The 15,773-nt window shown below is 36.8% G+C and carries 12 protein-coding genes, 1 tRNA gene and 1 other RNA gene; 13 read left to right on the top strand and 1 reads right to left on the bottom strand.

Annotation, left to right across the window (positions count from 1 at the left end):
* Nucleotides 1–40 precede the first annotated feature (40 nt).
* From tuf to G581_RS0104380, 12 genes are all read left to right on the top strand, one after another.
* Nucleotides 41–1,240 carry an elongation factor Tu gene (gene tuf, locus G581_RS0104435; protein ID WP_028844112.1) on the top strand — a complete coding sequence of 400 codons (1,200 nt, stop codon included), beginning with the start codon at nucleotides 41–43 and terminating at the stop codon, nucleotides 1,238–1,240.
* Between the two features lie 3 nt (nucleotides 1,241–1,243).
* Complete coding sequence (gene rpmG / locus G581_RS0104430) at nucleotides 1,244–1,396, top strand: 50S ribosomal protein L33 (protein ID WP_028844778.1); 153 nt, start codon at nucleotides 1,244–1,246, stop codon at nucleotides 1,394–1,396.
* A 4-nt stretch (nucleotides 1,397–1,400) separates the two neighbouring features.
* Nucleotides 1,401–1,474, top strand: a tRNA-Trp gene (locus G581_RS0104425).
* 26 nt (nucleotides 1,475–1,500) lie between these two features.
* Complete coding sequence (gene secE / locus G581_RS0104420; RefSeq protein WP_051178844.1) at nucleotides 1,501–1,686, top strand: preprotein translocase subunit SecE; 186 nt, start codon at nucleotides 1,501–1,503, stop codon at nucleotides 1,684–1,686.
* A gap of 4 nt (nucleotides 1,687–1,690) precedes the next feature.
* Entirely contained in the window at nucleotides 1,691–2,215 is a 525-nt protein-coding gene (nusG, locus tag G581_RS0104415) for a transcription termination/antitermination protein NusG (protein WP_028844776.1), read from the top strand.
* 17 nt (nucleotides 2,216–2,232) lie between these two features.
* Nucleotides 2,233–2,661, top strand: coding sequence for a 50S ribosomal protein L11 (gene rplK / locus G581_RS0104410; RefSeq protein ID WP_028844775.1), 429 nt, complete (start codon nucleotides 2,233–2,235; stop codon nucleotides 2,659–2,661).
* 5 nt (nucleotides 2,662–2,666) lie between these two features.
* Nucleotides 2,667–3,353 (top strand): 50S ribosomal protein L1, encoded by a 687-nt coding sequence (gene rplA, locus G581_RS0104405; protein WP_028844774.1) that lies wholly within the window; start codon nucleotides 2,667–2,669, stop codon nucleotides 3,351–3,353.
* Nucleotides 3,354–3,472: 119 nt separating this feature from the next.
* Nucleotides 3,473–4,027 carry a 50S ribosomal protein L10 gene (gene rplJ / locus G581_RS11890; protein WP_083962613.1) on the top strand — a complete coding sequence of 185 codons (555 nt, stop codon included), beginning with the start codon at nucleotides 3,473–3,475 and terminating at the stop codon, nucleotides 4,025–4,027.
* 15 nt (nucleotides 4,028–4,042) lie between these two features.
* On the top strand, nucleotides 4,043–4,432 hold the full coding sequence (gene rplL / locus G581_RS0104395; RefSeq protein WP_169368379.1) for a 50S ribosomal protein L7/L12: 390 nt from the start codon (nucleotides 4,043–4,045) through the stop codon (nucleotides 4,430–4,432).
* A 23-nt stretch (nucleotides 4,433–4,455) separates the two neighbouring features.
* On the top strand, nucleotides 4,456–8,382 hold the full coding sequence (rpoB, locus tag G581_RS0104390) for a DNA-directed RNA polymerase subunit beta (RefSeq protein WP_028844771.1): 3,927 nt from the start codon (nucleotides 4,456–4,458) through the stop codon (nucleotides 8,380–8,382).
* A gap of 32 nt (nucleotides 8,383–8,414) precedes the next feature.
* Nucleotides 8,415–12,530, top strand: coding sequence for a DNA-directed RNA polymerase subunit beta' (gene rpoC / locus G581_RS0104385; protein ID WP_051178840.1), 4,116 nt, complete (start codon nucleotides 8,415–8,417; stop codon nucleotides 12,528–12,530).
* Entirely contained in the window at nucleotides 12,527–13,027 is a 501-nt protein-coding gene (locus G581_RS0104380; RefSeq protein ID WP_051178838.1) for a Mut7-C RNAse domain-containing protein, read from the top strand. The genes rpoC and G581_RS0104380 overlap by 4 nt, the downstream gene beginning before the upstream one ends.
* 1 nt (nucleotide 13,028) lies before the next feature.
* Here the strand turns inward: G581_RS0104380 and G581_RS0104375 are convergent, their stop codons facing one another.
* The gene (locus G581_RS0104375; RefSeq protein ID WP_083962611.1) at nucleotides 13,029–15,425 is read right to left on the bottom strand and encodes a DNA-directed DNA polymerase; all 2,397 of its coding nucleotides are present in this window, start codon (nucleotides 15,423–15,425) and stop codon (nucleotides 13,029–13,031) included.
* A gap of 73 nt (nucleotides 15,426–15,498) precedes the next feature.
* On the opposite strand from G581_RS0104375, the gene ssrS reads away from it, so the two are divergent.
* Nucleotides 15,499–15,675: non-coding RNA, 6S RNA (gene ssrS / locus G581_RS11885), on the top strand.
* Nucleotides 15,676–15,773: the final 98 nt, after the last annotated feature.

Genomic DNA, 15,773 nt, shown 5'->3' with positions numbered 1-15,773 from the left:
GTTTAACGAGATTGAAAAGATTTAATAAGGAGGGAAGGAAATGGGAAAGGCAAAATTTGAGAGGAAGAAGCCGCATGTAAATGTAGGTACGATAGGGCATATTGATCATGGCAAGACGACATTGACGGCAGCGATAACGAAGTATCTGGATTTAAAAGGCATGGCGCACTTTAAGAGTTATGACCAGATAGATAATGCACCTGAGGAGAAGGCGAGGGGAATAACGATAAGCACATCGCATGTAGAGTATGAGACAGACAAGAGGCATTATGCGCATGTAGACTGTCCTGGGCATGCAGACTACATAAAGAACATGATAACAGGTGCAGCGCAGATGGATGGAGCGATACTTGTAGTAGCGGCGAATGATGGACCGATGCCGCAGACGAGGGAGCACATTTTATTAGCGAGGCAGGTAGGGGTACCATACATAGTAGTATTTATGAACAAGACAGACATGGTAGATGATCCTGAGTTACTGGATTTAGTGGAGTTAGAAGTAAGGGAGCTATTGAGCAAGTATGGATTTCCAGGGGATGAGATACCGATAATAAGGGGGAGTGCATTAAAGGCATTGGAAAGTAGCAGCAAAGATCCCAATGCAGAGGAATACAAAGCAATACAAGAGTTACTGGATGCATTAGACAGCTATATACCAGAGCCACAGAGGCCAGTAGACAAGCCATTTTTAATGCCGATAGAAGATGTATTTACGATATCAGGAAGAGGGACAGTAGTAACAGGCAGAGTAGACAGAGGGATAATCAAAGTAGGAGATGAAGTAGAGATAGTAGGGTTAAGGGAGACGAGGAAGACAGTAGCGACAGGGTTAGAAATGTTTCGAAAGATACTGGATGAAGGAAGGGCAGGAGACAACATAGGGGTACTGTTGAGAGGGATAGGCAAGGAAGAAGTAGAGAGGGGCATGGTGTTAGCGAAGCCTGGAAGCATTACGCCGCATACTAAGTTCAAGGCAGAAGTGTATGTATTGACGAAAGAAGAAGGAGGGAGGCACACGCCATTTTTCAATGGATACAGGCCTCAGTTTTATTTCAGGACGACAGATGTAACAGGAGTGATAAAGTTACCAGAGGGAGTAGAGATGGTGATGCCAGGGGACAATGTGAATCTAACAGCTGAGTTAATAGCGCCGATAGCGATGGAAGAGGGATTGAGGTTTGCGATAAGAGAAGGTGGAAGAACAGTAGGTGCAGGTGTGGTTACAGAGGTGCTGGAGTAAAAAATGAGAGATATTATACTGCTTCAGTGTACTGAATGTAAAAATAAAAATTATTCTACAACAAAAAATAAAAAAACAACACCTGATAAATTGCAGTTAAAAAAATATTGTAAGCATTGCAGAAGACACACATTACATAAAGAAACTAAAACTTAATGTTAGGCCAGTAGCTCTAACGGATAGAGCACCGGACTCCAAATCCGGGGGCTGGGGGTTCAAATCCCTCCTGGCCTGTTCATTATGTTTTTTTGAGGTGAATAGTGATATCAAGGCTTAAAAATTTTTTTAATGATGTAAAAATAGAAGCGAAGAAAGTTAATTATCCTAAAAAAGATGAAGTTGTGGCTTCTACATGGGTTGTTATTGTAACTGTGGTTCTAATTTCATTTTTTTTGGGGTTTGTGGATCTTGTTTTATCAAGAGTTATAAATGTATTTATTAGGTGAAAATATGTCAAAACAATGGTATGTCATTCATACGATGTCTGGTTTTGAAGAAAAGGTAAAAGCTTCAATTGAAGAAAGAGCTAAACTTAAGGCTCTTGATGATAAAATTACGAGAATTTTGATTCCGACTGAAAAAATAATAGAGGTAAAAGGAAAAAAGAAAAAAGAACAGAAAAAAAAGTTTTATCCAGGATATATTCTTGTTGAGATGGAACTTAATGATGATACATGGCATTTGGTAAGCACAACTCAGAGGGTAACAGGGTTTATTGGAGGCAAAAAACCTGCTCCTGTTCCAGAAGAAGAAGTTGAGATGATTCTTCAGCAATTGGAAAAAGGTAAGGCTCCTCAAATCAGAACCCATTTTGAAAAGGGAGAGACTGTTAGAATTATAGATGGTCCATTTACGAATTTTACAGGATATATTGATGAAGTAGATGCTGAACATGAAAAAGTTAAAGTTATGGTAAGCATTTTTGGTAGACAAACACCTGTAGAATTGTCTTTTTCACAAATTGAAAAGGTATAGAGGGAGGAATAAAAGTTATGGCACAAAAAGAAGTAACAGCACAGGTAAAACTTGTTATACCAGCAGGTAAAGCAAATCCTGCTCCGCCTGTGGGGCCAGCTCTTGGTCCACATGGAATTAATATTATGGAATTTTGTAAACAGTTTAATGCTCAAACCCAAAACATGGGTGAGACTCTTATTCCAGTTGTATTAACTATTTATAAAGACAGATCATTTACGTTTATTCTCAAAACACCTCCAACATCTGAGCTTATTAAAAAGGCTGCTGGAATAATAAAAGGTTCTGGATTACCAGGTAAAGAAAAAGTTGGTTCTTTGACCATAAAACAGATAGAAGAAATAGCCAAAACAAAACTGCCTGATTTAAATACCGTATCTATTGAATCCGCAATGAAAATGGTAATTGGTACTGCAAAAAGCATGGGTGTAGAGATAAGGGGGTAAGATAAATGAGCAAAAAATTGGCTGCTGTTAAGGAAAAATTAGACACTACAAAAGAGTATACTCTAGAAGAGGCAATAGATTTTCTTAAAGAGAATAGTTTCGCAAAATTTGATGAGACTGTAGAGATGGCGATAAATTTAGGTGTTGATCCTAAAAAATCCGATCAGGTTGTACGAGGCACTGTAGTTCTTCCTCATGGAACAGGTAAACAGGTTAGAGTTCTGGTTTTTGCGAAAGGAGAAAAGGAAAAAGAAGCAGAAGAAGCTGGAGCGGATTATGTTGGAGCAGAAGATTTAATTGAGAAAATTCAACAGGGCTGGCTTGAGTTTGATAGAGTAATTGCAACACCTGATATGATGGGGCAGGTTGGTAAACTTGGTAAAATTCTGGGTCCGAGAGGGTTAATGCCAAATCCAAAGTTAGGTACTGTAACATTCGATGTTGGAAGAGCGGTGAAAGAGGCTAAGGGAGGTAAGATTGAATACAGAACTGACAAAGGTGGAGTTGTTCATGTTCCTATTGGTAAACTGTCTTTTGACAGAGAAAAGCTTGTTGAAAATGCGATGGCAGTTTTGAAGTCAATAATTAAGGCAAAACCTCCGACATCAAAAGGTAAATATATTAAAAAAGTTACATTGTCTTCTACAATGGGACCTGGGTTAAAAATAAACATATCTGAGTTGAAACTTTAAAAACAGGCTTTGCCTGTTATAAATAAATCTGAGACAGCAGGTGCTCGAAGCTTAATGGATGTCCGCCTGCCGAGATTATTAAAAGAATTGAGCATATTGAAAGCTTCAAATAAATATAACTGCACTGCTGTCCGGGAAAGGAGGATAATCTGATTACCACAAAAGAAGCAAAAAAGAAAAGGGTTGAAGAAATTTCTCAACGGTTAGCAAAAGCTAAATCATTCATTTTAACTGATTTTCAGGGGTTAACAGTAGCTGAAATTTCGGATTTAAGGCAGAAAATTAAAGAGTCCGGTGGAGAATATAGAGTATGCAAAAATACTCTTCTGGGAATAGCACTTAAAGATGCGCCTTTTAAAGAACATTTGAAAAGTTCTTTAGAGGGATGTACTGGTGTAGTTTTTGGTTATGATGATCCAGTTGTGATAGTTAAAAAGGCTCTTGATTTTTCTGAAAAAAATGAAAAATTAAAACTTAAACAGGGTGTTGTTGAGGGTAATGTATATTCTGCAGCAGAACTCAAAGAGATATCCAAGTTACCTTCAAAGAATGTTCTACTTGGAATGCTGGTTGGTGCAATGAGTTCTCCACTTACCAAAATGGCTTATGCGATGCAGGCAGTAAATACTAAATTGCTTTATGCATTAGAATCGTTAAAAAATAAGAAAGCTTAATAAAAGGAGGAATTAATTATGGCAATTACAAAAGAAGAGGTTTTTCAGTTTTTTGATAATCTTACAATTCTTGAATTAAGTCAATTTATCAAAGAATTTGAGGAAAGATACGGAGTAACAGCAGCAGCTCCGGTTGCAGTAGCAGCAGCGGGTGCTCCTGCAGCAGCACAGGCAGCACAGGCAGTTGAGGAAAAAACAAGCTTTGATGTAATCTTAAAGGCTGCAGGAGACAAGAAAATTCAAGTAATTAAAGTTGTAAGGGAACTAACAGGGCTTGGACTTAAAGAAGCTAAAGACCTGGTTGACGGTGCTCCGAAACCTGTAAAAACAGGTGTCTCTAAGGAAGAAGCTGAAACTATTAAAGCAAAACTTGAAGCTGAAGGTGCAACAGTAGAAGTACAGTAAAAATTTTAAAGAGAAGGAGAACCATGATAAAGCCTTTAAGAGAGAGAATAAATTTTGGGAAGGTACCTCCACTTCTGGAGGTGCCTTATCTTTTGGAATTTCAGAGAAAATCCTTTGATAAATTTCTTCAAAAAGATATTCCCCCTTACGACAGAGTTGAAGAAGGACTTCAGGCAGCTTTAAACAGTGTTTTTCCTATAAGTGATTATAATGGAACAACTACAATAGAGTTTATTTCATACTCAGTTGGTGAATCAAAATTAACTCCTTATGAATGCATGGTTAAAGGGCTTACTTATTCTGTTCCAATTAAAATGAAAATGCGTTTGAACATCTGGGATAAGGATGATGAGGGGAAAAAGTTTCTTAAAGAATCCAGAGAACAGGAAGTGTTTCTTGGTGATTTACCCATGATGACCGAGACAGGTAGCTTTATAATAAACGGAGTTGAGCGAGTTGTAGTTAGTCAGCTACACAGGTCTCCGGGTGTTTATTTTGCACCTGATAGAAGCAAAAGCAGGATAAGCGGTAGATTTCTTTATTCAGCGAGAATTATTCCTGTAAGAGGTTCGTGGCTTGATTTTGAGTTTGATTCAAAAGATCTTCTATATGTAAGAATTGATAAGAGAAAAAAACTTCCAGCTACAATTGTTCTCAAGGCACTTGGATATACAAACGAAGATTTGCTCAAGATTTTTTATCCTATTGAGGAAATCAATATAAAAGATGATCACACTTATACAAGAGTTATAAGCGATATCTTAACAGGTCTTAGAACAAAAATTGATCTCTATAGTCCTGATGGGAAAGATATTCTGGTAAAGGAAGGAAGTAAAATAACTAAATATTCATTAAAAAAGATGAAAGACCTGGGAATTCAGGAAATACCAATTTTGAAAGAAGAAATAATTGGACGAATAAGTCTTTCAGATATTGTTGATCCTGAAACTGGTGAGGTAATAGTTGACAGCAACAAAGAGATCACAGAAGAAGCTTTTTACAGAATTATATCTGCTAAAATTCAAAAAATACAGTTACTTTTTATAGATAATGTTAATTATCTTCCATCTCTAAGAGAGACATTACTTACTGATAAAGTTGATAATAAAAAGTCTGCATTAAAAGAGATATATAAGAAGTTGAGACCTGGAGAACCTGCCACTGAGGAAGCTGCTGAAGAACTTTTTTATGGATTATTTTTTGATCCTAAAAGATATGACCTTTCTTCTGTAGGAAGACTTAAATTAAATCAGAAGTTAGGACTTGATATCCCACTTGATGTGAGAGTGCTAACTGATAAAGATATTATTGAAATTGTTAAATATTTGCTAAATCTTAGGACAGGCAAGGGAGAAGTTGATGATATAGATCATCTCGGAAATAGAAGAGTTAGAGGTGTTGGTGAACTTTTAGAAAATCAGTTTCGTATCGGACTGGTAAGAATGGAGAGAGCAATTAAGGAAAAGATGACAATTACTGATGTTGAGACAGCAATGCCCCATGATGTAATAAACACTAAGCCTGTAATGGCTGCTGTGAAAGAGTTTTTCAGTACAAGTCAGTTAAGTCAGTTTATGGATCAGACAAATCCATTAAGTGAAATAACACATAAACGAAGATTAAGCGCTCTTGGACCAGGAGGACTCACACGTGAAAGAGCAGGATTTGAAGTAAGGGATGTTCATCCAACTCATTATGGAAGAATATGTCCTATAGAGACTCCAGAGGGACCCAACATTGGACTGATAACTTCTCTAGCAACATATGCAAGAATTAATGAATTCGGTTTTATAGAATCTCCATACCGTAAAGTTGTTAATGGTAAAGTCTCAAATGAGATCCAATATTTGAGCGCTCTTGAAAGTGAAAATTATATTATTGCAGAGGCAACAACTCCTGTTGATAGAAATGGTAATCTTATTGGAGAAACAGTATTTGCTCGTGTTAAAGGTGATTTCAAGATGGTTTCTTCTCAAGAAGTACAGTATATGGATGTATCTCCAAAGCAGATAGTTAGTTTATCTGCTTCTTTAATTCCTTTTCTTGAAAATGATGATGCAAACAGGGCATTAATGGGTTCAAATATGCAAAGACAGGCTGTTCCTCTTGTTCATACTGAAGCTCCAATAGTTGGCACAGGGATGGAGTTATACGCTGCAAGAGACTCAGGATGGCTGATAGTTGCTAAAAGGGCAGGCATAATAGAAAATGTTGATTCTACCAGAATTGTTGTAAGAGTTACAGAAGAAGGTGGTGGTGTTGATATATACAATCTTGTAAAGTTTCATAAATCCAATCAGGGGACCTGTCTAACGCAGAAACCTATTGTAAGGGTCGGTCAGCAGGTTGAAAGAGGTACAATTCTTGCCGATGGTCCATGTATGGATAAAGGTGAACTTGCACTTGGTCGAAATGTGCTTGTTGCATTTATGCCATGGGGCGGATATAACTTCGAAGATGCTATATTAGTTAGTGAGAGACTTGTAAAAGAAGATGTTTATACTTCTATTCATATAGATGAATTTGAAATTGAGTGCAGAGATACCAAACTTGGTCCTGAAGAGATTACGAGAGAAATTCCAAATGTCAATGAAGAACTTCTTAAAAATCTTGATGAAGATGGAATTATCAGAATTGGTGCGAAAGTTAAAGCTGGCGATATTCTTGTTGGTAAAGTAACACCCAAGGGAGAGAGGGTTCTTACACCAGAAGAAAAACTCCTTTATGCGATCTTTGGAGAAAAAGCAGAAGATGTTAAGGAAAGCTGTTTATATGTTCCTCCAGGAATCGAGGGAGTTGTCATTGATGTTAAAATTTTGACCAGAAAAGGCAAAGAGAAATCCAGAAGAGCACAGTCTATAGAAGATGAGGAGATTAAAAGAATAGAAAGAGACAGAGAAGATGAGATAAGAATCTTAAAAGAGTCAAAAGCCAGCAGAATCAGAAAAATTCTTAAAAATAAAGTTGTACTTGAAGATGTAAAGAAGGGTGATAAGCTACTCTGTGCAAAAGGAAAGGCTCTTAAAGAAAATGTTGTAAATCTTCTTGATGTAAATCAATTGCTTAAACTTAAGGTAGAAGACCCTGATGTTAAACTTGAGGTAAGCAGGGTTAATAAAGAGGTAGAACAGAATATAAAACAGATTTATGCAAAATACAATGAAAAAATTGAAAGAATAAAAAAAGGAGATGAACTTCCACCCAGCGTTAATCAGATGGTCAAAGTTTTTATTGCTATGAAAAGAAAAATACAGGTTGGAGATAAGATGGCAGGTAGGCATGGAAATAAAGGTGTTGTTTCCATGGTTTTACCTGAAGAGGATATGCCGTATCTTGAAGATGGGACACCTGTTGATATGGTACTCAATCCACTTGGAGTTCCATCAAGAATGAACATAGGTCAGATTCTTGAAACACACCTTGGTCTTGCTGCAAAGGCTTTAGGTTTTTATGTCGCAACTCCTGTTTTTGAAGGTGCTAAAGAATCTGAAATAGAGGAAATGCTAACAAAAGCTGGATTTGCAACAACAGGTCAGGTAACTCTTTATGATGGCAAAACTGGTGAGCCATTTGAAAGGACAGTTACAGTTGGACAGATGTACATGATTAAACTACATCATCTTGTTGCAGATAAAATTCATGCTCGCTCTATAGGTCCTTACTCTTTAGTTACTCAACAGCCTCTTGGAGGTAAGGCACAATTTGGAGGGCAAAGACTTGGAGAGATGGAAGTATGGGCACTAGAAGCATATGGAGCAGCGTATACACTCCAGGAGTTTTTAACTGTAAAGAGTGATGACATATCAGGTAGAACTCGTATGTATGAGGCTATTGTTAAAGGTCATCCAGTACTTGAACCAGGAGTGCCGGAATCATTTAATGTGTTAATCAAAGAGCTTCAGAGTCTCTGTCTTGATGTGGAACTTCTTGAGAAGAAGAAAAAAAGTTGAATCATTTATAAAAACAGGGGGTATAAACCTTGATGGAAGATATTTATTCGCTTTTTCAAAAGCCTAAAAATCCGAGAGATTTCGATGCGATAAGAATAAAGCTGGCTTCACCTGAAAAAATAAGAGAGTGGTCATATGGAGAAGTTAAAAAACCTGAAACTATCAATTACCGAACTTTTAAACCAGAGCCAGAAGGTCTGTTCTGCGCTAAAATCTTTGGACCTGTAAAAGACTGGGAATGCTTATGCGGTAAATACAAACGAATGAAGCACAAGGGTGTTATATGCGATAAATGTGGAGTTGAAGTAATTCAATCCAAGGTAAGACGTGAAAGAATGGGACATATTGAACTTGCTGCTCCTGTGGCTCATATCTGGTTTGTTAGAGGAGTCCCAAGTAAGATGGGAATTCTACTTGACCTTTCTGTGAGGCAACTTGAACGAGTTATTTACTACGAAGACTATATTGTTATAGATCCTGGTGATACGCCATTAAAAGAAAAAGATATTCTTACAGAAGATGAATATAAGAAAAAAACAGCAGAATATGGTAGCAACTTCAAAGCAGGAATGGGAGCAGAAGCTATAAGAGAACTTCTTAAAAAAATTGATCTTGAAGCAGTTGCGAAAGAACTCAAAGAAAAAATCGAAGCTGCTACTTCAAATGGGATTAAAAGAAAGCTTACCAAAAGACTTAGAGTGGTTGAAGCATTTAAAAATTCTGGTAATCGTCCTGAGTGGATGATACTTGATATTGTTCCAGTGCTTCCTCCAGAGCTGAGACCTCTTGTCCCTCTTGATGGTGGTAGATTTGCATCTTCTGATTTAAATGATCTTTATCGAAGAGTTATAAACAGAAATAACAGATTAAAAAGGCTCATGGAGCTTAGAGCTCCAAGCGTGATTATCAGAAATGAAAAAAGGATGCTTCAGGAATCTGTTGATACACTTTTTGACAATACAAAACGTTCAAAGGCTTTGAAAGCAGGAACACGCAGGCCTCTTAAATCCTTGAGCGATATGATAAAGGGTAAACAAGGAAGATTCAGACAGAATTTACTTGGCAAAAGAGTTGATTATTCTGGCAGGTCAGTTATTGTTGTTGGTCCTGAACTTGATATGCATCAATGTGGATTATCAAAAACCATGGCTCTGGAGTTATTTAAACCATTTGTGTTTAATAAACTTGAAGAACAAGGTCATGCTACAACAATTAAACAGGCCAAGAGACTTGTTGAACAGGAATTCCCAGAAGTATGGGATGCTCTAGAAGAAGTTATTCAGGAACATCCAGTACTTTTAAACAGAGCTCCAACTCTTCACAGACTTGGTATTCAGGCCTTTGATCCTGTTCTGGTGGAAGGAAAGGCGATAAAACTTCATCCTCTCGTGTGCACAGCTTTTAATGCTGATTTCGATGGTGACCAGATGGCGGTTCACATACCTCTTTCATATGAAGCACAGGTTGAAGCAAGAATATTGATGATGTCAGTGGGTAATCTTCTTTCTCCTGCAAATGGAAAACCAATAGTTGTTCCAACTCAGGACATGGTTCTTGGAGTATATTATCTTACAAAAGAAAGGAAAGATGCTAAAGGAGCAGGTAAGATTTTTGCAGACACCGAAGAAGTGATTCTTGCCTATCAGAGTGGAGCGGTGGAGAAACATGCTCCAATAAAGGTTAGATTAAATGGTGAGATTGTTGAAACTACTGTAGGCAGAATTTTATTTAGAGAGATTGTTCCTGAAGGCATTCCATTTCAGATGATTAACAAAGAACTGACAAAAAAAGAAATAGGTAAACTGCTTGAATACGTTCATTATAATTTTGGAAAGAGAGATACAGTTTTATTTTTGAATAAACTTGAAAAATTAGGTTTTGATATTGCAACACAATCAGGTATTTCTATATGCATTGATGACATGCATATACCGTCAAAAAAAGCAGAATTAATCAAAGAAGCAGAAGCTCAGGTAATGGAAGTACAGAGACAGTATGCAGAAGGATTGATAACACAAGGTGAAAGATATAATAAGGTAATAGATATCTGGGCAAATGTTACAGAACAGGTAGCTGATGAGATGATGAAAGAGCTTGGTGCAGAAAAAGACAGAGAGTTTACACCAGAAGAGCTGGCAGAAAGAAGATCGTTTAATAGCATATTCATGATGGCGGATTCAGGTGCTCGTGGTAGTATCGCTCAGATAAGACAGCTGGCTGGTATGAGAGGATTAATGGCAAAACCATCTGGCGGGATTATCGAGACACCTATTACAGCTAATTTCAGAGAAGGGTTAACACCACTTCAATATTTTATATCCACGCATGGCGCAAGAAAGGGACTGGCAGATACAGCATTAAAAACAGCAAATGCCGGTTATTTAACAAGAAGACTAGTGGATGTTGCACAGGATATATTTCTTGTAGAACATGATTGCGGAACAAAAGACGGGATATATATTACTGCACTTACGGAGGGTGGCGAGATTGTTATGCCTCTTGAGGAAAGAATATATGGCAGAACATTGGCAGAAGACATAAAAGATCCCATGACAGGCGAGCTTATTGCAAAAAGGGATACAATAATCGACCAGAGACTTGCAAAGAAGATTGTAGATGCAGGCATTGATAGAATAAAGATTCGTTCAGTTCTTACATGCAGAACAAAATTTGGTGTTTGTTCTAAATGTTATGGAATGGATCTTGCAAGAAGTGAAGATATTGAAATAGGTGAAGCAATAGGTGTTATAGCTGCGCAGTCCATTGGAGAGCCGGGAACTCAGCTTACAATGAGAACATTCCATATAGGAGGAGCAGCAACAAAAATTGTTGAACAGGCTGTGCTTGAAGCTAAAACTTCAGGAATAGTAAGATTTAAAAACATTCATTATGTTGAAAAGAAAGATGGTTCACTGGTTGTTCTTAATAGAAATGCCATGCTTATCATTACAGACTCATCAGGAAGGGAACGAGAAAAATACAATCTTGTATATGGAGCTAAAATTATTGTTAAAGAAGGTCAAATGGTTGAAGCAGGTCAGAGATTAGCTGAATGGGATGCCTACACCACGCCAATTATTACTGAAATAGGAGGCAAAATCGCTCTTGGCGATATGGTGGAAGGTGTTACATTTAAAGAAGAAACTGATCCAACCACAGGACTTTCTCATAAAATAATAATTGATTATCCTGCAACTTACAGACCTCGTGTTACTATAAAAGACAAAGATGGTAAAACCGCTAAACTTCCTTCAGGAACGCCTGCGAGATATCTTCTACCAGCAGGTGCACTTTTAATGGTTGATAAAGGTGATATTGTAGAGCCAGGAGATATTCTTGCAAAAATCCCTAGAGAAACTATAAAAACAAAAGATATAACAGGAGGGTTACCAAGAGTAGCAGAGCTTTTTGAGGCAAGAAGACCAAAAGAAGCAGCCATTGTCAGTGAAATAGACGGCATAGTTGAGTTTAAAGGAAGCCAGAAAGGTTCAAGAGTCATAGTTGTAAGAGGGGCTGATGAAACAAGAGAATATCTTATTCCAAAGGGTAAACATGTAATTGTGCACGATGGAGACTGGGTTAAAGCTGGAGAACCATTAATAGATGGCTCTATAAATCCTCATAGCATCCTTGAGATTCTAGGTCCAACAGAACTGCAGAGATACCTTGTTGATGAAATTCAGAAAGTATACAGACTTCAGGGAGTTTCAATTCATGATAAACACATTGAAGTGATTGTCACGCAGATGATGAAAAAGGTAAGAGTAGAAGACCCTGGTGATACATCATTCTTAATTGGGGATGAACTTGATAGAGTGGTATTCATGGAGGAAAACGAGAGGGTTATAGCTAATGGCGGACGGCCTGCACAGGCAAAACCTCTTTTGCTTGGAATTACTAAAGCAGCTCTTGCAACAGAATCATGGGTTTCAGCGGCTTCATTCCAGGAAACCACAAGAGTGCTTACTGATGCAGCAATTGAAGCAAAGATTGATGAACTGAGAGGATTAAAAGAGAATGTCATTATGGGAAGAATTATTCCAGCTGGAACAGGTTCCCCTGCGTACAGGGATACACTAATAAAAGGTGAGTTCTACAATAATATGCAGATAGAACACTTAAGAGAAGAGAATGCTGAAGAAAATTGAGCTTAGATAAAGCAATACCGAGATTCGTAGCTGATGTAATGCTTGGAAGCCTGAGCCGATGGCTCAGGCTTTTTGGTTTTGATACTCTATACAGCAATGATTTTGATGATAGAGAATTGATAAAAATATCAATACAGGATGATAGAATCTTGCTAACCAGAGATCACTCTCTTGCCAGATCCAAACTATTAAAAAAAGTTTTATTGATACATTCTGATGATATAAGAGAACAAATAAAAGAAGTTTTGTCTGCTGTTCAGTGTTCATCTGATTTATGCAGTTTTAAACCGAGATGTCCTGTTTGTAACGGAGAGATACAAAGAGTAGAAAAAGACAGTATTAAAGCACTGATTCCTGATTATGTTGTTTTTGTAGGTCATGATTTTATGGTATGTATATCCTGTGGGAAGATTTATTGGCATGGCACGCATAAAAAGAAAATAGATGAATTAAAAAGAAAAATTTTACAGGAAATTGACAGGACGCATAAAAAATAAGTTAGTTAAAAAGATGATTTTGTTGCTTGAATGCTTTCAGTATTCTCATTGCAACAGGAATAACCTGATTTTCAATGTAATAATTAATATCAAGTTTTGATGAATCAGCAAGCTCAACAGGATAGGCTCTCTCACTTATTGATCCAGAACCCTTCTGAATCACATAACCTATAACACTTCCTTCACCTACAGGAATGCCTTTTTCAAACAGTCTTTTTGCTGCCATTACATGAGGAGATATTAATTTATATTCTGATATTGGTTTAGAAAGTTGTTCATATACAACAAGCTCTCTTAGTTCATACTTATTTTCTTGTAAGGCTTTAATTCTTTCATTTAGATATTCAAAAGCTTTATCAACATTTTCTTCTATAAGACATATTTTCAGAATATCCTGCTGAGTTTGCCGTGCATATTTTGACAAATCTCTTCTTACTACTTCAAGTCCTCGAATTTTGAGTCTACCTTTTTCATCTAAAAGAGCATATCTTTTCTTAGCCACACCGCCAGATTCTCTCGGAACAAAAAGACCTTTCACATAAAAGTCTTCAAGGTCTAGTCTCATGAAACCAGGTAAAGAATCATTTATTTCGTTTATAAATTTTTCAACCTCTTCTTTCAAGCTTTCAAGATTAATCCCTTTTTCAGAGGAGAGGGTAGCTGCGCTAAGTTTTAAAAATGCTGAGTCAGTATCCGCATATATAACATGGAAACCTTTCTTCTCAGCTTTTGTTAGGACTTCCTTGATCCAGTATCTACCAATCGCTGTTATTGATTCTGCACACTCTTTTGAATACCATCTACTGGCAGGATAGGCATAGTAGCCATATGAAGCGTTTATTATTGTTTTTAAAGCTCGTTGTTTTGTATCGAGTAGAACATATTCATGTGAGGCTGGATCAAGTTTTTTTAATTGTTTTTTAAATTCAAGTCGTTTTATTAGAAGTTCTTCCACTGCCATAGACTCAAAGCCTTTAGTATTTTTGCAGAACCAGTAAGGAAGTTCTGGAACTTTATGCCCGTTATTTTTACAGCAACTGCAGTTAAGAGTGTCAATTGATATATTGTATGTTGCAATTATTGAAGGATAAAGAGATGTAAAGTCTACAACTGCGATATTTTTATGGAGCCCAACTTCAGGCTCTTTTACAAAACCTCCTTCGTAGCTAATCTGCTGACGTTCTTTTATTTCATCAAACTTTGGTTGATTTGGAATTACCCGATTTTGCTGTTTTGCCTTTTTAATGTAGTACCATTCAACAAGCTGACTATATGGCATTCTTGAAGTATCAAAAAGTGATTGTCCTGTTATTCTTGTTAGGGCAGAGATATCAGGAAGTAGTATCTTGGTAAGCTCATATACAAGTTCACTGTCTTTAAGACAGTATCTGGCAAGTTTATCAAGTTCATGTCCTTTCTCCCATGCTTGAACAATGTCTTCATATTCCATATCAAGTTTTGTATCGCCAAGCAGTTCCTGAGACACATTTTTTAATGTTAGTTGTTCACTCTGAAGGATTGGAGAAAGAATGTTGAAAACAAAATTAAATAGATCTATATGAACTCTTCCAATAAGCCTTGCTGTAGTGAATCGTGCTCTTTTAGAAAGGGTTATTCCTGAGTTATCTCTTGAGAGGATACCAATATCAATTTTTAACTTTTTTGCTCTCTCTCTTAAAACAGGCATATCATAAAGGTCAGTGTTGTACCCTGTGATTATATCAGGATCGAATTCTTTGACAATATCGAGAAAAGTTTTAATAACTTCTTTTTCATCCTTTACAATAATAGCATCAATACTATATTTAGCTTCCTGATAAGTGATTATTTTAGAAATTCCTTCTCCAAATACTGAAATCATGATAATTGAAGGAGTTCCCCTTAGGATTTCAAGAACTTCCATATCAAATGCAAGAACTTTTAGATTTGGTTGAGGTGCATCCGATTTTTTAATTATTTTTATATTATTCCCATTCTCTTTAATATCAAACCAATGAAGACAGGATATATTCTTTTCTGCAAGATAAACTCTATAGGCAGGGAGTTGATACTCAAATTCATCAATTATTGATCCAGAACCACCTCTTTTTGATTCAAGAACTTTTATCGCATCTCTTACTTTCTGTAAATCCTGATGTTTCTTGGTAAAAATCTTTATAAACTCTTTTTCTTTGCCATAAAAAATGCGTTTGTCTTCTGATATTCTGATGACAGGAAGAGAATTTTTTTTGATAATTTGATCAATTTCTTGAAGAGCTCTTGTTTTATCTGAAGGAAGCACGAGAAAATAAGGAATATATGATGAATCAATGAATTGATGCTGTTCACCATTTTCTGTTATACCGAAGAGAAGAATACCTTCTGATGAATCGTTAATATCTATCAAATAAAACAACATAATTATTGCTTTAATTATACCAAAAATAAAGATTGCATATCTTTTTAGATTTTTGTTATAAAATAATTAAGAAGCTTTCCTGCCCTGTTCGTGATGGAAGGGAAAGGGGATCCGGCAGTTAGGTCCGTTAGGGAGTCAGCGTAGGTAGCGGTGTGCATGCCTCTTCGGAGGAAGCCTAACCTACCTACAAGGCGCCCACCTGTCAGAGGGGGATCTAACTTTCCTTATCACACGACAGGGCGGGGTTATGATGATGGTGGAGAAATCCACTTGAGATAGATTGCAATTTAGGTTTAATTTTATTACATGAATAGTATAAAAATTTTTTGCACAACATTATCTCCATCC

Source organism: Thermodesulfovibrio thiophilus DSM 17215 (assembly GCF_000423865.1).
Taxonomy (GTDB): domain Bacteria; phylum Nitrospirota; class Thermodesulfovibrionia; order Thermodesulfovibrionales; family Thermodesulfovibrionaceae; genus Thermodesulfovibrio; species Thermodesulfovibrio thiophilus.
Note: the sequence above shows the minus strand (reverse complement) of the source record. Positions and strands in the feature narration are given on the sequence as shown.

Coding starts and splice junctions, on each gene's coding strand:
- tuf (WP_028844112.1), top strand. CDS start 41: ATGGGAAAGGCAAAATTTGAGAGGAAGAAGCCGCATGTAAATGTAGGT.
- rpmG (WP_028844778.1), top strand. CDS start 1,244: ATGAGAGATATTATACTGCTTCAGTGTACTGAATGTAAAAATAAAAAT.
- nusG (WP_028844776.1), top strand. CDS start 1,691: ATGTCAAAACAATGGTATGTCATTCATACGATGTCTGGTTTTGAAGAA.
- rplK (WP_028844775.1), top strand. CDS start 2,233: ATGGCACAAAAAGAAGTAACAGCACAGGTAAAACTTGTTATACCAGCA.
- rplA (WP_028844774.1), top strand. CDS start 2,667: ATGAGCAAAAAATTGGCTGCTGTTAAGGAAAAATTAGACACTACAAAA.
- rpoB (WP_028844771.1), top strand. CDS start 4,456: ATGATAAAGCCTTTAAGAGAGAGAATAAATTTTGGGAAGGTACCTCCA.
- rpoC (WP_051178840.1), top strand. CDS start 8,415: ATGGAAGATATTTATTCGCTTTTTCAAAAGCCTAAAAATCCGAGAGAT.
- G581_RS0104375 (WP_083962611.1), bottom strand. CDS start 15,425: ATGTTGTTTTATTTGATAGATATTAACGATTCATCAGAAGGTATTCTT.